The sequence below is a fragment of the Flavobacterium sp. B114r genome (assembly GCF_056824125.1).
Genome location: NZ_CP124858.1, coordinates 2,312,371 through 2,333,178 on the forward strand (window position 1 = coordinate 2,312,371; position 20,808 = coordinate 2,333,178).

21 protein-coding genes are annotated in these 20,808 nt (G+C 33.3%); 15 read left to right on the plus strand and 6 right to left on the minus strand.

Going from position 1 to position 20,808, the window contains the following annotated elements; all coding sequences use genetic code 11:
• Positions 1-39: 39 nt before the first annotated feature.
• From QLQ94_RS10065 to QLQ94_RS10075, 3 genes are all read right to left on the minus strand, one after another.
• Positions 40-2,016 carry a urocanate hydratase gene (locus tag QLQ94_RS10065; protein ID WP_271334929.1) on the minus strand — a complete coding sequence of 659 codons (1,977 nt, stop codon included), beginning with the start codon at positions 2,014-2,016 and terminating at the stop codon, positions 40-42.
• Positions 2,017-2,505: 489 nt separating this feature from the next.
• Positions 2,506-3,480, minus strand: coding sequence for a 2-hydroxyacid dehydrogenase (locus QLQ94_RS10070; protein ID WP_482499644.1), 975 nt, complete (start codon positions 3,478-3,480; stop codon positions 2,506-2,508).
• A gap of 18 nt (positions 3,481-3,498) precedes the next feature.
• Positions 3,499-3,681, minus strand: coding sequence for a C1orf53 family protein (locus QLQ94_RS10075; RefSeq protein ID WP_271334927.1), 183 nt, complete (start codon positions 3,679-3,681; stop codon positions 3,499-3,501).
• 113 nt (positions 3,682-3,794) lie between these two features.
• On the opposite strand from QLQ94_RS10075, the gene QLQ94_RS10080 reads away from it, so the two are divergent.
• From QLQ94_RS10080 to QLQ94_RS10105, 6 genes are all read left to right on the plus strand, one after another.
• Complete coding sequence (locus QLQ94_RS10080; protein ID WP_482499645.1) at positions 3,795-4,136, plus strand: hypothetical protein; 342 nt, start codon at positions 3,795-3,797, stop codon at positions 4,134-4,136.
• 3 nt (positions 4,137-4,139) lie between these two features.
• Positions 4,140-5,036, plus strand: coding sequence for a 1-aminocyclopropane-1-carboxylate deaminase/D-cysteine desulfhydrase (locus QLQ94_RS10085; RefSeq protein ID WP_482499647.1), 897 nt, complete (start codon positions 4,140-4,142; stop codon positions 5,034-5,036).
• Entirely contained in the window at positions 5,029-5,928 is a 900-nt protein-coding gene (locus QLQ94_RS10090; protein WP_271334924.1) for a glucosaminidase domain-containing protein, read from the plus strand. Before QLQ94_RS10085 ends, QLQ94_RS10090 begins: the two co-directional genes overlap by 8 nt.
• A gap of 32 nt (positions 5,929-5,960) precedes the next feature.
• Positions 5,961-6,212 (plus strand): hypothetical protein, encoded by a 252-nt coding sequence (locus QLQ94_RS10095; RefSeq protein WP_271334923.1) that lies wholly within the window; start codon positions 5,961-5,963, stop codon positions 6,210-6,212.
• A 40-nt stretch (positions 6,213-6,252) separates the two neighbouring features.
• Positions 6,253-7,539: a glutamate-1-semialdehyde 2,1-aminomutase gene (hemL, locus tag QLQ94_RS10100; protein ID WP_271334922.1), complete on the plus strand. Its 1,287-nt coding sequence runs from the start codon at positions 6,253-6,255 to the stop codon at positions 7,537-7,539.
• A gap of 166 nt (positions 7,540-7,705) precedes the next feature.
• Positions 7,706-10,180: a zinc-dependent metalloprotease gene (locus QLQ94_RS10105; RefSeq protein ID WP_427401447.1), complete on the plus strand. Its 2,475-nt coding sequence runs from the start codon at positions 7,706-7,708 to the stop codon at positions 10,178-10,180.
• A 53-nt stretch (positions 10,181-10,233) separates the two neighbouring features.
• Here QLQ94_RS10105 and QLQ94_RS10110 read toward each other — a convergent pair whose 3' ends face one another.
• A complete protein-coding gene (locus QLQ94_RS10110; protein WP_271334920.1) occupies positions 10,234-10,968 on the minus strand; it encodes a hypothetical protein in 735 nt (244 codons plus the stop codon).
• Positions 10,969-11,132: 164 nt separating this feature from the next.
• Positions 11,133-11,570, minus strand: coding sequence for a hypothetical protein (locus tag QLQ94_RS10115; protein ID WP_482499650.1), 438 nt, complete (start codon positions 11,568-11,570; stop codon positions 11,133-11,135).
• Positions 11,571-11,860: 290 nt separating this feature from the next.
• Between QLQ94_RS10115 and QLQ94_RS10120 the strand changes: the two genes are divergently transcribed.
• The 6 genes from QLQ94_RS10120 to QLQ94_RS10145 all read left to right on the plus strand — a co-directional run bounded on the left by QLQ94_RS10120 (position 11,861) and on the right by QLQ94_RS10145 (position 15,778).
• Complete coding sequence (locus tag QLQ94_RS10120) at positions 11,861-12,154, plus strand: hypothetical protein (protein WP_482499651.1); 294 nt, start codon at positions 11,861-11,863, stop codon at positions 12,152-12,154.
• 101 nt (positions 12,155-12,255) lie between these two features.
• Positions 12,256-12,564: a hypothetical protein gene (locus tag QLQ94_RS10125; protein WP_271334917.1), complete on the plus strand. Its 309-nt coding sequence runs from the start codon at positions 12,256-12,258 to the stop codon at positions 12,562-12,564.
• Between the two features lie 102 nt (positions 12,565-12,666).
• Positions 12,667-13,587 (plus strand): DUF4274 domain-containing protein, encoded by a 921-nt coding sequence (locus QLQ94_RS10130; protein ID WP_271334916.1) that lies wholly within the window; start codon positions 12,667-12,669, stop codon positions 13,585-13,587.
• Between the two features lie 162 nt (positions 13,588-13,749).
• Complete coding sequence (locus tag QLQ94_RS10135; RefSeq protein WP_271334915.1) at positions 13,750-13,962, plus strand: hypothetical protein; 213 nt, start codon at positions 13,750-13,752, stop codon at positions 13,960-13,962.
• A gap of 125 nt (positions 13,963-14,087) precedes the next feature.
• Positions 14,088-15,113 (plus strand): 2-hydroxyacid dehydrogenase, encoded by a 1,026-nt coding sequence (locus tag QLQ94_RS10140; protein WP_482499655.1) that lies wholly within the window; start codon positions 14,088-14,090, stop codon positions 15,111-15,113.
• 62 nt (positions 15,114-15,175) lie between these two features.
• On the plus strand, positions 15,176-15,778 hold the full coding sequence (locus QLQ94_RS10145) for a hypothetical protein (protein ID WP_271334913.1): 603 nt from the start codon (positions 15,176-15,178) through the stop codon (positions 15,776-15,778).
• Positions 15,779-16,110: 332 nt separating this feature from the next.
• Here QLQ94_RS10145 and lysS read toward each other — a convergent pair whose 3' ends face one another.
• Entirely contained in the window at positions 16,111-17,811 is a 1,701-nt protein-coding gene (gene lysS, locus QLQ94_RS10150; RefSeq protein WP_271334912.1) for a lysine--tRNA ligase, read from the minus strand.
• Positions 17,812-18,260: 449 nt separating this feature from the next.
• On the opposite strand from lysS, the gene QLQ94_RS10155 reads away from it, so the two are divergent.
• The 3 genes from QLQ94_RS10155 (at position 18,261) to lipB (ending at position 20,679) form a co-directional block, all read left to right on the plus strand.
• A complete protein-coding gene (locus QLQ94_RS10155; RefSeq protein ID WP_271334911.1) occupies positions 18,261-18,986 on the plus strand; it encodes a hypothetical protein in 726 nt (241 codons plus the stop codon).
• Positions 18,987-19,219: 233 nt separating this feature from the next.
• A complete protein-coding gene (locus tag QLQ94_RS10160; protein ID WP_427401440.1) occupies positions 19,220-19,975 on the plus strand; it encodes a hypothetical protein in 756 nt (251 codons plus the stop codon).
• A gap of 5 nt (positions 19,976-19,980) precedes the next feature.
• Entirely contained in the window at positions 19,981-20,679 is a 699-nt protein-coding gene (gene lipB / locus QLQ94_RS10165; protein WP_427401439.1) for a lipoyl(octanoyl) transferase LipB, read from the plus strand.
• Positions 20,680-20,808: the final 129 nt, after the last annotated feature.

A 20,808-nucleotide genomic window follows, 5' to 3' on the forward strand; every position in this document is an offset into this window, starting at 1 on the left:
CTATAGCCTTTCGACTCCACTCAAGGTTACATTAGTCAACTAAAATAGATTTTCATCTACAATATTAGGTAACGTAACTTTTAATAACGGCTGAACTTCCATTGCTCTTTTTATAGCAAAAATAGCTTCATCATTTCTAGCCCAGCTTCGTCTTGAAATTCCGTTGTTAACATCCCAAAAAAGCATTGATGCTAAACGTTTTGAAGCTTCCTGAGAACCATCAAGAACCATACCAAAACCACCATTTATTACCTCTCCCCAGCCAACTCCGCCGCCATTATGTATCGAAACCCAGGTTGCACCCCTGAAACTGTCTCCAATCACGTTTTGAATCGCCATATCGGCAGTAAAACGGGATCCGTCATAGATATTTGAAGTTTCTCTGTAAGGAGAATCAGTTCCGGAAACGTCATGATGATCACGACCTAAAACAACAGTTCCAATTTCGCCTTTTGCAATCGCCTGATTAAAAGCCTCGGCAATTTTAATGCGGCCTTCAGCATCTGCATAAAGAATTCTCGCCTGAGAACCCACAACCAATTTATTCTCCTGAGCACCTTTGATCCATTTGATATTATCCTGCATTTGCTGCTGAATTTCATTTGGAGCCGTTTTTGCCATTTCTTCCAGAATTTCACTTGCGATAGTATCTGTTTTTTGTAAATCTTCCGGTTTTCCAGAAGTACAAACCCATCTAAACGGACCAAAACCATAATCAAAACACATAGGTCCCATGATATCCTGAACATAACTTGGATACTTGAAATCGATATTATTTTCGGCCATTACATCTGCACCAGCGCGGGAAGCCTCTAGTAAAAAAGCATTTCCGTAATCAAAAAAGTAAGTTCCTTTTGCGGTGTGTTTATTGATTGCTTTAGCTTGTCTGCGCAAAGATTCCTGAACTTTTTCTTTGAATAAATCAGGATTATTGGCCATCATTTCGTTCGCTTCCTCAAAAGAAATTCCAGCCGGATAATAACCTCCAGCCCACGGATTATGAAGTGAAGTCTGATCCGATCCCAAGTCAATTTTTATGTTTTCCTTATCAAAACATTCCCATACATCAACGACATTTCCTAAATAAGCAATCGAAACCACTTCTTTATTGGCTTTTGCCAAAGTCACTCTCTTTACCAATTCATCTGTCGAAGTTACGACTTCGTTAATCCATCCTTGTTCGTGGCGGATTTTGGTAATTTTTGGGTTCACTTCAGCGCAAACCGTGATACAACCTGCAATATTTCCTGCTTTTGGTTGTGCTCCGGACATTCCGCCAAGTCCTGAAGTTACGAATAAATTGCCTTCAGGATTTAATTTTATTTTTCTGAAACCATTTAGAACCGTAATTGTCGTTCCGTGTACAATTCCTTGTGGGCCAATGTACATATAACTTCCCGCCGTCATTTGTCCGTATTGAGAAACGCCCAAAGCATTCATTTTTTCCCAATCGTCCGGTTTAGAATAATTCGGGATCACCATTCCGTTTGTAACCACAATTCTTGGCGCTTCAGAATGCGAAGGAAATAATCCCATTGGATGTCCAGAATACATTGTTAAGGTTTGCTCATTTGTCATTTCAGACAAATATTGCATCGTCAATAAATATTGTGCCCAGTTCTGAAAAACAGCTCCGTTACCGCCATATGTAATCAATTCATGCGGATGTTGCGCCACAGCATAGTCCAGATTGTTCTGAATCATATGCATAATCGCTTTTGCCTGCACTGATTTTCCGGGGTAATCGTCGATTGGTCTTGCGTACATTCTGTAATCAGGACGCAGGCGATACATATAAATACGACCGTAAGTATTTAATTCTTCGGTAAATTCTTTAATTAATTCAGCGTGATGCTGAGGTTCAAAATAGCGCAATGCATTTTTTAAAGCCAGTTTTTTTTCTTCTTTCGAAAGAATATCTTTTCTTTTTGGCGCATGGTTAATTGCAAAATCATACTCTTTTTTTGGAGGCAATATAGAAGGAATTCCTTGTTGAATTTGTTCTTTGAAAGTCATGGTTTATTTGAGATTTTAGATTATTGATTTTAGACTTTTTCTAAGGCTAAAATTATAATCTATAAATTAGTTATTATAAGTTTTAAATTATGTCGCCCCGCTGGGGCTAAAAATCTGATTGTTAAATGAAATTCTATAAATATGCGGCATAAATATACCGCTATAAATATGGCACTCCTCCGGAGTTTAATTTTAGCCTTGGAAAGGCGTCATATTTATAGAAATAAAATAGATCTTTTAGTAAAAGCTCCATTGGAGCGATATATAAATTCAGTTTAAAAAGAATTATCTATTATCAAATTGACATATTTTCTAATTAAAAACCTACGGATAACGAATATCCGACCTATGATAAGATTTGTGGATTTTAATCCTAAATTTTCTTGAGCGAATATCCATTTATAATTATTGATGATTAATTGTTAGTTGTTGATTTTTTAATTGACGAATTAAGAAATTATCTAATTAATAAATTGTCCCATTTTTTAATTAAGAATAAACTTCTTCATTAACACAAAACGGCATTTTTTTATGCTCAAAAAGTGCTATTATATTTTGTGCAGCACAAATTGCCATTGCATTTCTGGCTTCGTATGTTGCGGAGCCAATGTGTGGTAAAATGCAACAATTTGGCAAAGATAATAATGGGTTATTTTGTTTCATTGGTTCAGGATTTGTAACATCAAGTCCTGCGCCCCAAATGACATCATTGGTTAGTGCATAAAAAAGGTCGTCGTCATTATGAAATTTTCCTCTTGCTGTATTGATGAAGATAGCATTGCGTTTCATTTTTGCAAAAGCATCTTTATTGAAAAGTTCATTGCTTTCTTTGCTGTAATTTGCATGAATACTCAAAACATCACTTTGTTTAAGCAAGCTTTCGAAATCTACATATTGAGCATCAAGTTCTTTTTCGGCGTTGTTATTATGAGAGCGATTGTGGTAAATGATATTCATTCCAAATGCAGCTTTGCACTTTTTTGCCATTTCAAAACCAATTCTGCCTAAACCGAATATGCCTAATGTTTTACCGTAAAGTTCCTGTCCTAAATTTTCTAAGGCATTAAAAGAATTCCATTCTCCGCTTATAATTTTTTTATGATTAAAAAATGATTTTCTCGCAACACTTTGCATCAATAAAAAAGCAAGATCTGAAGTGGCTCTGTTTAAAACGTCCGGAGTATTGCCAACAGGGATTTTGCGGCTATTAGCGGATGGAATATTTACGGAATCAAATCCGACAGAAAATAAAGCGATACCTTTTAAATTAGGACATTGCTGAAAAAAATCTTCATCTAAATTATTGGTTCCAACATTCAGAAGAGCGTCATTTTGTTTACAGAAATTTATAAACTCATTTCGTGATGATACATTCTCTGTTGGATTTATGGTAAGTTTGATACCTTTTTCCTGAAGTAACAAAATGCCTGCTTCGGGTATATTTTTAGTTATAAAAACCTTCATTTTGTATTGTTTTAGTTTTTATTGCGGTTTGTTTATTCTTCCGGTTCGTTTATCAAACCCATACGGGCAATGACGACAGCCACTTTTGCAGCAATAACCTCGTTTTAAATGGTGTTTTTCAGTAAAGCATTTATAACCTTCGGGCGTATAGTAAAAATCTTCGCCTTCGATTAATTTATTTTCATTACTTTGCTCTTTCATAAATCTGCATTGGGTTCATATTCTTATTTTTTTTCAATCAAAATCTACTGTTAGATTGTGATTTTAATGAAATTGAACAATTTTTATCTACAAATTTATAAATTTTACAGCTAATGTTTCTGATTGTTGCTAAATATTTAATTCCAAAAGGATATCGGGGAATGACTTTATTTCCGTTTGTGTTTTTAAAATATGATTTTGATAAAGACAATCTGGTTTTTGTAAATCACGAAAAGATTCATTTGAGACAGCAATTAGAATTACTGGTTTTTCCGTTTTATGTTTTTTATGTTTTAGAATATATAATTAGGTTGATACAATATAAAAATAAAGATTTAGCATACCGAAATATAAGTTTTGAAAGAGAAGCTTATACAAATGAAAATGATTTGGATTATTTGAAAAACAGATCTTTCTTTGGTTTTTTGAATTACATAACTTTAAAACAAAAATAGATTTTGAACGTACCAATTCATATCACTTTTCCAAATAATATTGCGCTTACAATAAAACGAGATGATCTCAATCATCCTTTTGTATCAGGGAATAAATTAAGGAAGCTAAAATATAATTTACTTGCGGCAAAAGCTGAAAACCAAGGAACAATATTGACTTTTGGCGGAGCTTTTTCGAACCATATCGCTGCTGTTGCCTATGCGGGACAGGAGCAGGGCTTTAAAACGATTGGTGTTATTCGCGGGGATGAACTTTTTGATAAAATTGAAGAAAACCCAACATTGAAATTTGCTCGGGAAAACGGAATGCAATTTGAGTTCGTAAGCCGGGAAGATTACAGGCATAAAAGTGAAATTTCCTTTATTGAAAAATTAAAAGATAAGTTTGGAGATTTTTATTTAGTACCTGAGGGTGGAACAAATGAATTGGCCGTAAAAGGCTGTGAAGAGATTTTGACTGATGAAGATGCTGTTTTCGATTATGTATGCTGCGCAGTTGGAACGGGTGGAACAATCTCCGGATTAATCAATAGTGCCTTGCCACATCAGAAAATTTTAGGGTTTCCGGCGTTAAAAGGTGACTTTTTAACCGATGAAATTCGTATTTTTGCAAAACAAGATAACTGGAATTTGATTTCTGACTATCATTTTGGAGGTTATGGGAAGATAAATTTAGAATTAATTGAATTTATCAATACTTTTTTTGAAGATAATAAAGTACCCCTGGATCCAATTTATACAGGAAAAATGGTTTTTGGCGTTATAGATTTAATCTATAAAAACTATTTTCCTGAAAATTCAAAAATAGTACTCATTCATACCGGCGGATTGCAGGGAATTGAAGGGATGAATATAAAATTGAGACAGAAAAAATTACCAATACTCAAAAACAATGGTTAAAAAAATTATAACATTCCTGATTCTGGCAACTTTAGTAAGTTGTTCCTCTAGTAAACCTACTATTGCAACGACTAAAAAAGCAGCAATGCAGAAGCCCAGAGTGGCAGCAACCAGAAAGCCAGCGTATGCTAAACCAATTGGCAAAAATTATCCTTCTACAAACAATACTACAGAAGTAATACAATCTACATCAAATACAGTTGTAACCAATGATTTAATTACGAGTTACGTCCTGTTGTATAAAGATATTGCAATGGGTAATATGCAAAAATATGGTATTCCTGCCAGTATTATTCTGGCTCAGGGAATTTTGGAATCTGGTGCAGGAAGAGGAGATTTAGCTGTTGAAGCAAACAATCATTTCGGAATTAAATGCCATAAAGACTGGTTAGGAGAAAGTGTTCGTCATGATGATGATTCAGCCCAGGAATGTTTCAGGAAATATCCGGAAGCTGCGGAATCGTATAGAGATCACGCTTTGTTTTTAGTCGGAAAAAATAGATATGCGACTTTATTTACTTACGAAAAAGACGATTACAAAGCTTGGGCAAAAGGGCTGAGAGCGGCAGGTTATGCTACAGATCCTAATTATCCGGATAAATTAATAAGTTATATCGAAAGATACAATCTTCATCAATACGATTGTCAGGTTACGGGTAGAAATTACAAACCTTTTGAGAAAACAACTGTGACTAAAAGTTCCTCAGCTCCCGTTCGAAGTTCTTCAAATTCGAATGCAAATTCAAACGATCCAAATTCGTACGAAGTTCAAAAAGGAGATACCTTATATTCGATTTCAAAAAAATTCAACGTACTTGTTGACGATTTAAAACGGAAAAACAATCTTTCAGATAATGCAATTTCAATAGGGCAGAGGTTGAAAGTGAAGTAATTTTTTAGTCTCAGTGGCAGTTTTCAGTTATTATGAAAAAGAAAGTTTTAATACTAATTGTTACTTTTGCAGCAGTTTTAATCATTAGATTCTTTTTCGGAGTTTACGATAATGATGAGTTTGCGGAAAGTCATCTTTTTGTAAAACATCGCCCAACTTGGAAATGGAAATTTTATTCTCCTCAAGGAATGTCAGATATAAAATTGGAAGAACTTTCAGTAGAAAAACAAACAGAACAAAAATATTTTAATGAGTTTATAAGAGATCAGGGTTTAAGCAGATAGCTTAAATCTAGAATCAGAACTCTAAAATCTAGAATCAAAAATGATATATAAAAGAAGTAGTCAGCTTTTTGCTGAAGCAGAAAAAGTAATTCCGGGAGGAGTAAATTCACCAGTTAGAGCCTTTAAAGCGGTTGGGGGAACTCCTATTTTTGTAAAAAGTGCCAAAGGTGCTTATTTGTATGATGAAGACGGAAATAAATTAATAGATTACATTAATTCATGGGGACCAATGGTTTTGGGGCACGCTTACCAGCCAGTTGTTGATGCTGTTATCGAAAAAGCAAAATTAGGCACTTCATTTGGGATGCCAACAGAACTGGAAACTCAAATTGCTGCTTTAGCAGTTTCTATGGTTCCGAATATTGATAAAATAAGATTTGTAAATTCAGGTACAGAAGCTTGTATGAGCGCAATTCGTCTGGCGCGTGGATTTACAAAAAGAGATAAAATAATAAAATTTGCAGGTTGTTATCATGGACATTCTGATTCATTTTTGATTCAGGCAGGAAGTGGAGCCGTAACTTTTGGTTCTCCAAACAGCCCGGGAGTTACAGAAGGAACTGCAAAAGATACTTTGTTGGCGAAATACAATGATTTAGAGAATGTAAAAACTTTAATCGAAGCAAACAAAAACGAAATTGCAGCGATTATTATCGAGGCAGTTGCAGGAAATATGGGTTGTATCCCACCACAAAAAGGCTTCTTAGAAGGTTTGAGAGAATTGTGTACTGCAAACGGAATTTTATTAATCTTTGATGAGGTAATGACCGGTTTCCGTCTGGCTCGCGGTGGCGTTCAGGAATTGTATAATATCAATGCTGACATTGTAACTTTTGGAAAAGTAATTGGTGGTGGTTTACCGGTTGGAGCTTTTGCTGCACGCGAAGAAATCATGAATTATCTGGCACCGCTTGGTCCGGTTTATCAGGCAGGAACATTATCAGGAAATCCATTAGCAATGGCGGCCGGATTAGCAATGTTGCAGGCATTAGATAATGACCGCGCTATTTTTACCCGTTTAGAAGAAAAAACAGCTTATCTGGAAGCAGGAATTGATAAAGTTTTAAAAGCAAATAATGTTGCTTTTACCATCAATAGAGTAGGTTCTATGATTTCTGTGCATTTTGATGCCAATCCGGTTGTTGATTTTCAAACGGCTGCAAAAGGAGATAATGAAACTTTTAAGAAATTCTTTCACGGTTTATTAAACGAAGGTATTTACATTGCGCCATCTGCTTACGAAACCTGGTTTATTACAGATGCATTAAGTTACGAAGACTTGGATTTTACGATTAATGCAATTGATAAGGTTTCAAAGACATTCTAAAACATAATATATTTTTTTTTCAATTTAAGGTTCAGCTTTTTTAGTAAAGCTGAACCTTTTTTTTATTCAGGAGATAGTTAATGAAAAGTTAATACGTTGTTTTTTTATTCTAAAATTAGAATAAAAATTATTTTTGTTTATCAAATAATCACTAAACTTATAATAAATGAAGAAACTTTTCATTTTTATTACAATGGCATTTTTTATGCTGTTTTCTACTCAACAATTTGCACAATCAAACAAAAAGAAATCCAAAGAAGAGGAAACGGCAGTTACGCCACCTGAGAAAAAATCAGAATCTACAATTAAGGAATATAGTAAAGTAATTACTAAAAATGCTATTTCTGACGAAGGACTTTTTACGGTTCATAAAGTCGATAAAAAATATTACTTCGAGATACCCAATAAATATTTAGATAAAGACATGCTTTTGGTAAGCAGACTTTCTAAATTGCCGTCTAATTTGGGTGGAGGATATGTAAATGCAGGATCCGAGACCAACGAGCAATTAATTGTATGGCAACGATTTCAGGATAAGATTCTGATCAAGTCAAAATCATACAATGCAGTTGCAAACGATACTTTACCCATTAGTATCTCTGTAAAATCAAATAATTATGAACCTACATTATTTGCTTTTGATATCGTAGCTTTTAGCAAAGATTCAGCAAATACAGTTATTGATGTGACTAAATTTTACAGTACAGATGTCAAAGCCATCAGCGGAATATCTGCAGAAATGAGGGAAACTTACAAAGTAAAAGGTCTTGATGATTCAAGAAGTTTTATTAATACAATCAAAAGTTTTCCAATGAATATTGAAGTAATTCAGGATATGACTTATAATGCTTCGAAACCATCAATGTTAGCAGATACAGAGTCGATAAGTATCCAGATGAATCAATCGATGATCTTATTGCCGGAAGTGCCAATGAAACCCAGATTAGCAGATCCCAGAGTAGGATGGTTTACAGTAAGTCAATATGATTACGGAAGTACGGAATTAAAATCTGATCTTAAAACTTATATCAGACGCTGGAGATTAGAACCTAAAGATCCTGAGGCGTATAATAGGGGAGAATTGGTTGAGCCTATTAAACCAATTGTTTATTATTTAGATCCTGCAACGCCTGAAAAATTGAGAAAATACATTAAGCAGGGAATTGAAGAGTGGCAAAAACCTTTTGAAGGTGCAGGTTTTAAAAATGCCATTATTGCTAAAGACGCTCCAACAAAAGAGGAAGATCCCGATTTTAGCCCTGAGGACATCCGTTATTCTGTAATTCGTTATGTAGCAAGTACAACCCGTAATGCGGTTGGCCCAAGTGTTTCTGATCCCAGAACAGGAGAAATTATAGAAAGTGATGTTATCTGGTACCATAATCATTTGCGTTCTTATAGAAACCGATATTTATTAGAAACCGGAGCGGCTAATCCGTCTGCAAGAACATTGCAAACCAGTGATGAAGAAATGGGAGAAATGATGCGAATGGTGATTGCTCATGAAGTAGGACACGCTTTAGGATTTCCTCATAACATGGGCGCAAGTTGTGCTTATGATGTTGAGAGTTACAGAAATGGTGATTTTACGCAACAAAACGGAATTTCGGCAAGTATAATGGATTATGCCCGTTTTAATTATATAGCACAGCCAGGAGATAAAAATATTCGTTTTATTCGTAAAATGGGGGCTTATGATCAATATGCAGTAAATTGGGGATACAGAGTGATTCCAAATGCGAAATCTCCTCAGGATGAAATAAAAACTCTGGACAAATGGATTCTGGAAAAAGCTGGAAATCCGTTGTATAAATTCGGAAAACAAAGCAGTGCTTTTGATCCTACTTCTCAAACAGAAGATATTGGAAATAATTCAATGAAAGCAAGTTCGTACGGACTTAAAAATTTAGAATTTGTTGCAGGTCATTTAAGTGAATGGACGAGCACAGCAACTAATAATTATGATGATCTTGACGAGTTGTATAAAGAAATGCTGGACGTTTGGAGTAGATATGTTGGTCATGTTGTAACCAATGTTGGCGGTGTTTATGAAAATACTAAAAAGCCAAATCAACCGGGAAATGTTTATGAAGTTGTGTCTAAATCAAAACAGATAGAGGCAATGAATTGGCTTCAGGCCAATGCTTTTGCTTCACCAACCTGGATTGTAAATGTCAATACTTTAAAAAATACAGATTTTGCAGGTTATGCTGAAAGGTTTAGAAATTTGCAGGTAAGACATTTAAATAGTTTATTAAGTATTGGACGTATTGGGCGATTGATCGATAATGAAATTCTTGGCGCGGATACTTATAAAGCACTGGATTTATTAAAAGATACGCGAAAAGGAATCTGGAAAGAAGCGGCTACGCCAGAGAATGTAACCATATATCGCAGAAATTTGCAACGTGGTTATATTGACAGAATGGGGGCTTTGATGACGGAAGAAATTAAACCTGCAGACAGATCAGTAATATATTATAATGTAGGTCAATCTGATGTTAGGGCTTTGGTTCGTGGAGTATTAACAACATTACGAAGTACTCTTTTGGCAGCAAAGGCAAGACCGGTTAATACGGAAACAAAATACCATTATGAAGATTGTATTAAAAGAATTGATTTAATTCTGAATCCGAAATAGAAATTTATTAAAACAAAGAAGAGGCTTTTAAAGCCTCTTCTTTTTGATCCCAATTACATTTTATCTTTTCGGTGATCTTTCATTTTGTCTTTATGCTCTTTTTGAATCGCTGTCCATTTTTTATATTGATCAGCATTCAAAACAGATTTCATTTTTGTATCAAAGGCTTTTTGATCTTCTGCCATTTGTTTTTTCATGGCGTCTTTATCCGCTGCAGTTGGTTTTGTACCGGAATCTTTTCGGCTTTTTTCAAGCATTGACCACTTAGTACTTCTGTCAGATAAAAGTTGACCAACTTGTTTTTGCTGATCAGCATTTAAGCTTAGATCGGTTGTTAATTTTTGTAGAAGTGCCTGATCGCGTTCTTGAGGGGATTTTGAATCTCTATGATGTTTCCCTTTACGCTCGTGATCTTTTTTAAGAGCCGTCCATTTTGTGTATTGATCCGCATTCAAAATCGCTTTCATTTTAGCATCGTTTGCTGCTCTTTCAGTTTCTATCTGTTTTTTAAAAGCTTCTTTTTCTGCGTCAGTAGGTTTTGTTTTACTGTCTTTTCGGGCGTCTTTAAACTTTTCTGCTTTAGCGCTTCTTTCTGCTAATAATTGTTTTACCTGATCTTGTTGTTTTTTATCTAAACTCAGTTCCGAAGTTAATTTTTGTAAATGTTTCTCATTACGCTGTTCAGGAGTTAAATTCTCTTTTTGATCACCTGTCGGTTTTTGTTTGACGTCTTGTGCAAAACTTACTATTCCAACGAACAATAAAGCTGCGATAAATAATTTTTTCATAATTCGTTTTTTTAAAGGTTTATACCAATTAGACTTCAATAACTTTGCTAAGTTTAATCATCTTGTCAGATTTATCTTTTAATTAACAAAAACTATTAACGAAACCATAATGAATGTTTAAAATAAAAAAGAGGCTGTTAAGGCCTCTCTTTGGTAAATTATAATTAGTTTTTATCGTTTCGATATTCTTTCATTTTTTCTCTGGCCTTCTCTTTGTTTTCTTCCTGCATAGACGTCCATTTTTTGTATTGGTCTGCATTTAAGATCATTTTCATTTTAGCATCATTAGCATCTTTTTCAGCCATTACTTCTTTTTTGAATGCTTCTTTTTCTGCTGCAGTTGGTTTTACATTACTGTCTTTTCGATCTTTTCTTTCCTCTCGTAATTTATCTGCTTTGGCACTTCTTTCTGCTAAAAGTTGTTTGATTTGTGCTTGTTGATTAGCATCTAAATTTAAGTCTGTAGTTAGTTTTTGTAAATGTTTCTCATTTCGTTGTTCCGGAGTTAGTCTTTCTTTTTGTTCACGAGAAGGTTTTTGGCCATTGTCTTGCGCAAAACTTGCTACTCCAACGAATAACAAAGCAATAAATAGTTTTTTCATGATGTAAGTTTTTTAATTGTTAGATCAATTAGACTGAGTTAAAAACATTAGGTTTAATCTGATAATCAGAATTGTATATAATTTAACAAAACGAAAAATTATTAGTCAATATTGTATTTTGACCTTAATGTGTGTGATTTTGTCTTATTCTATTATTACTTTGTCTTATGTAAATACATTAAAGAGAATGAATACTTTAATCTTGCAAAAAAATATTTTTTTATTAAAATATATTCAGCATGACAATAACAGAAACTATAATAAATAGAGTACCGGTCGAAAAAAGGATAATGAAATCAGGTCTCAGTTCTATAACCGGAAAAATTTCTAATCTTCAATATTCCTTAGAAGAACGTCAAACTAAATCCGGAGAGTTTGAGCGTAATGCCAGATTATATGCTCCAGTTTTATCAGCACTTTCAGGAAATAGTACAGGCGCCTTAACTGGTATGGCTATGAATTGTTATTATCCTGCTGCAAGAGGTAAATTATATTGGGATGAGATGGAAATTAAGGGAGACCTTTTAAAGGTTGGCTTGGGGGGATTTTCTTTAAAGATCAAGACGAAGTTGAGTTACTTATAAAAGAGGATAAAATAATAGCAGTACATAGTCCGATAAAAAGAATTATTGCATTCGACCCAATTTATGGGAACGGTTTAAGTCTTGATTTTGAGTTTAAATCAATGAAATATATTTTTCTTGGTTTCTTTCTGTTTTCTTCACTGTCTTTAGGTATTACGCTATTTTTTTTGACAAGTGATTTTAAAGAATTTGTGCATTTAATTTTATATCTGATTCCTGTAATTTTAATTATTTCATTACTTATTTCGTTTGGTGCTAATCGAGTGGGATTTTTTCAGGCGTTGCCTAAACAAAAAGCTTTAGTTGCTCTTGGATTGCTTGGAGATCAGAATCTTATGCAGACAATATATAATGATGTTCCTAAATTTGGAAAGGTTCGGGAAAGGATTGGTGCAATATATAGTTATTGAAAAACAAGATCTAATTTTATTTAGTAGTGTTGTTCTAAATCACATTTTTAAATTTGTAAAGAATTTAAAATTTTAAAAGAGATATCCTTAGCAAATAAAAAAATGGAATTATTCAATAAGAAAAATAAAAACAGAGTTCTTAAAGCAGTAAATAACGAAATGTCGTATCAAAAATTAACTGCATCGGAATTACATCAATTTGTGCAGCATTGGAATTATGATGACGGAATCGAACCTTTTAAATGGATCATAAAGCAAATTTATCTGGATAAAGGAACTGCACTTTGCTTGTATTGGATGTTACAGCCTGATTATTTTTGCAAATTCAAAAACGAAGACGAGATAAAGCAAGATATAAATTTTGAGAGTTATCCATTAATAAAAGATATTGAAGAAAGATATATTTCCGGTTTTTATGTCGATGGAAATTTTTCGTTTGATCCAAGGGAAGAGTTTCTCGATGAAAATTCCAATATTAAATGTATTCCTGCAGAAATGCAGATAAAATCGCCAGGAATTGTTTTTGACCGAATAGATATTGAATTTGCTTTTTTAAGAAACCCGAATGAAAAGGAATTAAAAACAATAAACTCAAAAATAGCAGATGCTATAAAAATTATTCAAATCTCAAATTCTGATTTTGTTTATGGCGAGACAAATGACGCAATTAAAGCTATAATCGAAAGTATTGAATATTGGAAAACGAAAGAATTAGGAAAAATTAAAATTAAGAATCTGTCGTATTTATGGATGGATTGTATTCATAAAAAACACAATTGGAGTTGGATTATTTGGGATTGGGAAACAGGAAATAATATAGGGGTTACAAATGCAACAAAAGAATTAACTTGTTTGGCAGATACTATTATAAATCATACCATTGATGGGTTTCAGAAATCTTCGATAATTTCAGATTTGTATAAAGATTTAGAAGGAGCAAGTAATTTTTATGATTTAAAAAGAGATCCTTATAGCGGAATTGGGTTGCTTTTTAGTACTGATCATTTGAAGTTTAGAGAATGATATTTTAGTTTTTGGGATAAATAAATTAAATAGAATTCAATATGGAAGAAGTGAAATTTTCTAACTGTGAAAAGTCAATTACAGAACTTGATTTGTTAAATGTTGAAAAAAGATTGCAAGTAAAATTCACGAATGATTTTAAAATTCATTATTTAAAATATAATGGAGGAGAGCCAACAGTCTGGAAAAGAACCTCTTAATATTGATGCAAAAGAGAAACATTTTGAATACATAAAAGATGTAATATATATAAGAATCTTGAAAAGAAATACGATTCAAATTTTAATTCGATACGATTTAGATATTGAGCATGGTCTTGAATTTAAAATAAGAAATAATAAAATAGTTGCTGCAGGAGGTATAGCAGAAACCTAAGACAAATAATTAGAGAAGTTTAAAAGAGTTCAATTTTGAGCTCTTTTTTTATGATCAGAAATTTACTTTAAGATTAATTGCGTAATTTAGTAAAACCGGAAATTAACAATCCAAAAGAAACTATTATGAGTTTAAATACCGCAGTAAATAACAATAAAATCGCTTTTTTTTCAACACAACCTTATGACAAGGCTTTTTTTAATAAGCATAATAAGGAGTTTGGTTTTCAATTGGATTTTTTCGAAACGCAACTGAATCCGCAAACTGTAATTTTAATCGAAAATGCTTCAATTGTTTGTGTTTTTGTAAACGATATTGTCAACGAAGCAGTTATAAAACAATTGGTAGAAAAAGGCGTGAAAATTATTGCTTTACGCTGTGCCGGTTTTAATAATGTAGATTTAGAAGCGGCTAAAAAGTACAATTTAAAAGTCTGCCGAGTTCCGGCATATTCACCAGAGGCAGTTGCAGAACATGCGATAGCCATGATTTTGACTTTAAACAGAAAAACGCATAAAGCATATAACAGAGTTCGTGAACAAAACTTCTCTCTAAACGGATTATTAGGTTTTGATTTATTCGGCAAAACAATCGGAATCATCGGAACGGGAAATATAGGGAAAGCTTTTGCGAAAATTGCATTGGGTTTTGGATGTAAAGTTTTGGCTTATGATATTGTAACGAATCATGAAATGGAAAAAGACGGAGTTGAATTTGTATCATTAGAAGAGATTTTTAAATCGAGTGATATTATTTCACTTCATTGTCCTTTAAACGATCAGACGAAACATATAGTAAATAAAAACTCGATTGCTTCGATGAAGGATAACGTGATGATTATCAATACGAGTAGAGGCGGATTAATTGAGACAGCGTCTGTAATCGAAGGTTTAAAAGAAGGTAGAATTGGTTATTTGGGAATCGATGTTTATGAACAAGAAGAAAAACTATTCTTCAGAGATCTTTCAGAAGATATTATCCAGGATGATAATATTCAGCGTTTAATGAGTTTTCCCAATGTTTTGGTTACAGCACATCAGGCGTTTTTTACCAACGAAGCTTTAACGCAGATTGCTTTGGTTACGTTTAATAATATTAAATCTTTGCTGACTAATAATGATATTGAAAACAAAGCAGCTTTGTTGGTTTAAAAATGAATTAGTTTCTCTCATTGGATATTCTCTGTGTTTTAAACTTATAAAAAATAATAATTATGAAAAATAAAATTTTAATGGCATTTATGATTCTGGGAATGATTTCATGCCAAAACAAGGACAAAACCGACTCAAAAAGTATCATTAAAACAGTTGCTGAAGATACATTGTCAAAAACAGTTGCAGGAACTGCAGATGTTAGCGATGCTCCCGTAAAAGATGATAAAGCGGTTGAACTGATTCGTACACAATTGAATATTCTATTAAAGAAAGATTTGCCTGCAATGACAAAAGACGACAGATTCTTTTATTACAGTGCTTTCGATTTAAATAATGATAAAAAGGATGAATATTTCGTAGGTTTCTCCAACCCTTATTTTTGCGGAAGCGGAGGTTGTTCAGGATATATCCTAAACAATGACGGAAGTGTAATCAACAAGTTTACTGTGACAGATTTCCCAATATTAGTAACAACTTCAACATCGGATAAATTTTATGATCTTATTTTTGAAACTGGAGGAAAATTTCATCTTCTAAAAATAAAGAATGGTAAATATCCTTCCAATCCATCTGTTCAGGAAATTTGGAAAGGTGATGTTCCTAAAGAAAATACGAAGGTGTTGGATATTCAAGGAAAGAAATTAGAGAAGTATTCGTTTTAAAATAGAAAGAAGCCATCCGAAAAGAACAGTCTTTGGCAAACCCGACATGTTTTTAAAACCTGTCGGGTTTAGAACTCCAGTTTAGAAAGCCATTCTAAGTCTTCTCTATCTAAATCTTCTTAAGAAATAACTCTGTCATATTTTATATCCTCTTCGCTTTGTTTCAGAATATCAAATTCATATTGTTCGAATTGGTAAATTTTAAAGTATTCATGATTAAAGGATTTTAAGTTAAATAAATAAAAAACCCGACAAATTTTTAAAAATTTGTCGGGTTTGAATATTATAACAATTTTGGAATTTGGAATTTTTAAAAATTGGAATTTTAAAATTTACTCTACAAGTTCTACAAATTTAAACTCACCTTCAACAGCCACTTTTGTTAAACCGTGTCTAGATAAGTTTTTCATGGCAGCATCCCATTTTTTACCGCTTAAATTGGCAGTAACTTTTAGTTGTGCTAAATCCATTTTATTTTCGTTTCCTTTTAATAAATCAATAATTGCTTTCTCTTCATCAGACAATTCAATTAATTGTTTTTTCTCCGGACGCATTTGCGGGAACAATAAAACTTCCTGAATCGATGCATTGTTTGTTAAGTACATAATCAAACGATCCATACCAATTCCCATTCCGGATGTTGGAGGCATACCGTATTCAAGTGCTCTTAAGAAATCTTCATCGATAATTCCGTTTGCTTCATCATCACCTTTTTCAGCCAAACGCATTTGATCTTCAAAACGCTCACGTTGATCAATTGGGTCGTTTAATTCAGAATAAGCATTTGCAATTTCTTTACCACAAACCATCAATTCAAAACGTTCTGTAAGTTCAGGATTATCGCGGTGCTCTTTACACAAAGGCGACATTTCTTTAGGGTAATCAGTAATGAAAGTAGGCTGAATATAATTTCCTTCGCATTTTGCTCCAAAAATTTCATCAATCAGTTTTCCTTTCCCCATTGTTTTATTAACGTCAATTCCCATTCCTCTGGCAGCGTCAAACAATTCCTCCTCTGTTTTACCAGAAATATCAAAACCTGTAAAATGTTTGATAGAATCCGTCATCGTTACACGGGCATAAGGCGCTTTAAAGTTAATTTCGTGTTCACCAAAAGTAACTTCGCTCGTTCCGTTTACTGCAATTGCACAATGCTCAAGAAGACCTTCAGCAAATTCCATCATCCAGTTGTAGTCTTTGTAGGCTACGTATATTTCCATTGCGGTAAATTCAGGATTATGCGTTCTGTCCATACCTTCATTTCTAAAGTTTTTCGAGAATTCATAAACACCTTCAAAACCACCAACAATTAATCTTTTCAAATACAATTCGTTTGCAATACGCATATAAAGCGGAATATCAAGTGAATTATGGTGCGTGATAAACGGACGTGCTGCAGCTCCACCAGGAATCGATTGTAAAACCGGAGTTTCAACTTCAAGATATCCTGCATCGTTAAAATAACCACGCATTGCAGTATACAACTTTGTACGTTTGATGAAATTCTCTTTAACTTGCGGATTCACAGTTAAATCTACATAACGCATTCTGTAACGTAATTCAGGATCATTAAAAGCATCGTGAACGTTTCCTTCTTCATCTACTTTTGGTAAAGGCAACGGACGTAAAGTTTTACTCAGGAAAGTAAATCCGTCAACACGAATACATTGCGCACCAACTTTTGTAGTAAACAATTCACCTTCAATTCCAATAAAGTCACCTAAATCAGTTAGTTTTTTAAATACAGTGTTGTATAAAGTTTTATCATCACCTTCACACAAAACATCGCGGTTCACGTACAATTGTATGCGTCCTTCGCTATCCTGCAATTCAGCAAAACAAGCTTTTCCCTGATCTCTCACGCTCATCAAACGTCCGGCAACGATCACCTTCTTACCTTCTTCAAACGACTCCTTTATTTGCTTTGAAGTATGATTTACTGGAAAAAGATTAGCAGGATAAGGATTGATTCCTAAGTTGCGTAAGTTTTGAAGTTTTTCTCTTCTGATGATTTCTTGTTCTGATAATGCCATTTTGTGCTCTTTTTTAAGTGTGCAAAGATAAAGAAAAGAATGTAGATTTTAGAATGCAGGTTTTAGATTTTTTGTAGCAGTAATTTATTGCGTTTCAAGATTCTTTTGTCCTGCTATTCGGTTGTATCTTTTTTGCAGAAAAAGCAAAAAAAGATACCGCTTCTATCGGGGCTGGATTAGAAATTTTAGTTTTTAAAAGATGTTTTGGTTGGAGTGTTTCTGTCCTTTCGGTTTTTCTGTCCTTTCGAAGAAGGAGAAATCACACCAGGAACTCCGCAAAGAAATTCGCCCATCTTTGTAGAATACTGGATGTGATTTCTCCTTCGTCGAAATAAAAAACAATACTTAATGAGTAAAATACACAAACACAATATTGTGTAAAAAAATGTAAGAAATAAACCGAAAACCGCAGTATCTTAGCTTCTCAAAACCTCAGAGCCTTAAAAAAAATGAAATACATATCAGCCTTAATAATTCTACTCCTTCTTACAAGTTGTCAGATCACAGAAACCATCACAATAAAACCAGACGGAAGCGGTAATATTGAAGTTGAACAACTTCGCGATGAAAATAGTTATATGCAAGTGGTTGGAGAAAACTATTCTCGAGAAGAAGCTTTTCAGGATACAACATTTGTTTTTCAGGAATATATCACAAAATACAACGAGACATTTTTAAAATATACAACTGTCGAACAACAATTATTTAAAAGGTATGCGAATGTAAAAGCACATCTTAAAAAAAGTTCCTTCGAAAAAGAATTCCGAAATACATTTACTCAAAATTTTAGTAAAGTTTCAGAAATTGCCGATTTGTATAAAACAGAAGATTATGCAAATGACCTCAGGCACAACTACGCTTTAACTGCTGAAAATCACTATTACAAAATAGAATACTCTTTTGATGGAAAAGTTTTTAAACGTTTGGTTTCGGTCACAAATCCAGAGCAGCTACAAAAAGAAAAAGATCAATTTAGGAATGTGGATCCTAAATATGCTTCTTTAAAATTGACGCAAAGCTATATTTTGCAATATCATTTTCCTCATAAAATAAAATCAGTTTCAAATGAAAAAGCAATTATCAGTTCAGATAAAAAAACAATGACAATAGAATTTAAGCTTTCAGATTGTATGCAAAATCCTGAAATGACAAGCTTAGAAGTCGTTTTAGAGTGAATTATCATAGGGCAGGGATTTAACGAATTTAAACAGGTTAACGCTGTTTTTTTTATTTTGAAGACACGATCTTTGTCAAAGTCAAAACTTTGACAAAGATTAAACGGAAATAACCTGCGTTCAACCCATTTCAATCCGTCAAATCCGTGAGCAATTTTCGCATCAACAATTATACAAATCCACGATAAAAAAATAAAAATAGTCTTCGTATCTTTGATGAAAAATTCGCCATTATGAAATTATACAAGTTACTTAGTTTTTGTTTTGTATTAGCAACGTTAACAAGCTGCACATTAACCGAAAATATTTATGTAAACGATAACGGAACCGGGAAGTTTTCTGTCGACATGGATGGTTCGTCTTTAATGGCAATGGCAGGAGATCAGCTTGGTGATCAAATGGGAGCTGATGCCAAGAAAAATATAGATTCTACTTTTACCTTCAAACAATTATTTGAACAGAAAAAGGATAGTATTGCAAAATTATCCCCTGAAGCGCAAAAAGAACTTAAAAAACTGGAAAATTTTGTAGTAAATACCAAAATGAACGCAGAGAAAAAAGAGTTCTTAATGACACTTTCGACTGATTTTAAAAACGTAAATGAATTACAAGATGCATTGCAATCTTTAAGCGCACTTCAAAAATTAGAAGGCGGGGCAAATTCTTCAACACCTTTTGCAAAAGGTTTAGGAGATAATAATAGTAAGTTAAGTTACAGTTATGATGGGAAGAAGTTTACGCGTAAAGCAATAATAGATAAACAAAAACTAGCTGCAAAAGCAAAAGATTCTGCTGCAGATATGTCTAAAATGATTTTTGCTTCGTCGACTTATATCATAAAATATCATTTTCCTAAACGAATCAAAAAAGTATCAAACCCAGGTGCTTTGTTTAGCGAGGATAGAAAATCAATTACAATTCAATACCCTTTCACGGATTATATGGAGAATCCTGAAAAACTTAACTTTGATGTTGAGTTTGAGAAATAATTAAAATGAATAAAAAAATTCAACTTCAGGATTTAGGAAGCAAAGATTATAAATCGACCTGGGAATATCAGGAAGAAATTTTTAAAGATATAGTCGACTTAAAAATCAAAAACAGGAGAGAAGAGCTCGATTTGCCAACTCCAAATTATTTACTTTTTGTATCGCATCCTCATGTTTATACCTTAGGTAAAAGCGGAGATCTGGAAAATTTATTATTAAACGAAAAACAACTCGAAGCCAAAGGCGCAACTTTTTATAAAATCAATCGTGGGGGTGATATAACGTATCACGGACCGGGACAAATTGTAGGTTATCCTATTTTGGATCTGGAAAATTTCTTCACTGATATTCATAAATATTTACGTTTTCTCGAAGAAGCTATTATTCTTACTTTAGAAGAATATGGTTTAAAATGTGGCAGGAGCGAAGGCGAAACTGGAGTTTGGCTAGATGCCGGAACACCGTTTGCACGTAAAATTTGTGCTTTGGGAGTACGTGCTTCACGCTGGGTTACCATGCACGGATTTGCCTTAAATGTAAATGTTGATTTGGGTTACTTCGATAATATAATTCCGTGTGGAATTCGCGGTAAAGGTGTTACTTCATTACAAGTAGAACTAGGCGTGGAAAAAGTCGATGAAGCCGAAGTAAAAGCGAAAATTGTAAAACATTTAGCTGAACTGTTTGAAGCTGAATTCGTTTAAATTGGCTTATTAAATATAAATAATAGGAAAAATGCTGAAGGAGCTGCAATTTTATAATAATTGTAGCTCCTTTAGTATTTACGTTTGTTTTTGCTACTCAGGATTAAAAAACCAATATCATTTTTATTT

Coding starts and splice junctions, on each gene's coding strand:
- QLQ94_RS10065 (WP_271334929.1), bottom strand. CDS start 2,016: ATGACTTTCAAAGAACAAATTCAACAAGGAATTCCTTCTATATTGCCT.
- QLQ94_RS10070 (WP_482499644.1), bottom strand. CDS start 3,480: ATGAAGGTTTTTATAACTAAAAATATACCCGAAGCAGGCATTTTGTTA.
- QLQ94_RS10075 (WP_271334927.1), bottom strand. CDS start 3,681: ATGAAAGAGCAAAGTAATGAAAATAAATTAATCGAAGGCGAAGATTTT.
- QLQ94_RS10080 (WP_482499645.1), top strand. CDS start 3,795: ATGTTTCTGATTGTTGCTAAATATTTAATTCCAAAAGGATATCGGGGA.
- QLQ94_RS10090 (WP_271334924.1), top strand. CDS start 5,029: ATGGTTAAAAAAATTATAACATTCCTGATTCTGGCAACTTTAGTAAGT.
- QLQ94_RS10095 (WP_271334923.1), top strand. CDS start 5,961: ATGAAAAAGAAAGTTTTAATACTAATTGTTACTTTTGCAGCAGTTTTA.
- hemL (WP_271334922.1), top strand. CDS start 6,253: ATGATATATAAAAGAAGTAGTCAGCTTTTTGCTGAAGCAGAAAAAGTA.
- QLQ94_RS10105 (WP_427401447.1), top strand. CDS start 7,706: ATGAAGAAACTTTTCATTTTTATTACAATGGCATTTTTTATGCTGTTT.
- QLQ94_RS10110 (WP_271334920.1), bottom strand. CDS start 10,968: ATGAAAAAATTATTTATCGCAGCTTTATTGTTCGTTGGAATAGTAAGT.
- QLQ94_RS10115 (WP_482499650.1), bottom strand. CDS start 11,570: ATGAAAAAACTATTTATTGCTTTGTTATTCGTTGGAGTAGCAAGTTTT.
- QLQ94_RS10120 (WP_482499651.1), top strand. CDS start 11,861: ATGAAATCAGGTCTCAGTTCTATAACCGGAAAAATTTCTAATCTTCAA.
- QLQ94_RS10125 (WP_271334917.1), top strand. CDS start 12,256: ATGAAATATATTTTTCTTGGTTTCTTTCTGTTTTCTTCACTGTCTTTA.
- QLQ94_RS10130 (WP_271334916.1), top strand. CDS start 12,667: ATGGAATTATTCAATAAGAAAAATAAAAACAGAGTTCTTAAAGCAGTA.
- QLQ94_RS10135 (WP_271334915.1), top strand. CDS start 13,750: ATGGAGGAGAGCCAACAGTCTGGAAAAGAACCTCTTAATATTGATGCA.
- QLQ94_RS10140 (WP_482499655.1), top strand. CDS start 14,088: ATGAGTTTAAATACCGCAGTAAATAACAATAAAATCGCTTTTTTTTCA.
- QLQ94_RS10145 (WP_271334913.1), top strand. CDS start 15,176: ATGAAAAATAAAATTTTAATGGCATTTATGATTCTGGGAATGATTTCA.
- lysS (WP_271334912.1), bottom strand. CDS start 17,811: ATGGCATTATCAGAACAAGAAATCATCAGAAGAGAAAAACTTCAAAAC.
- QLQ94_RS10155 (WP_271334911.1), top strand. CDS start 18,261: ATGAAATACATATCAGCCTTAATAATTCTACTCCTTCTTACAAGTTGT.
- QLQ94_RS10160 (WP_427401440.1), top strand. CDS start 19,220: ATGAAATTATACAAGTTACTTAGTTTTTGTTTTGTATTAGCAACGTTA.
- lipB (WP_427401439.1), top strand. CDS start 19,981: ATGAATAAAAAAATTCAACTTCAGGATTTAGGAAGCAAAGATTATAAA.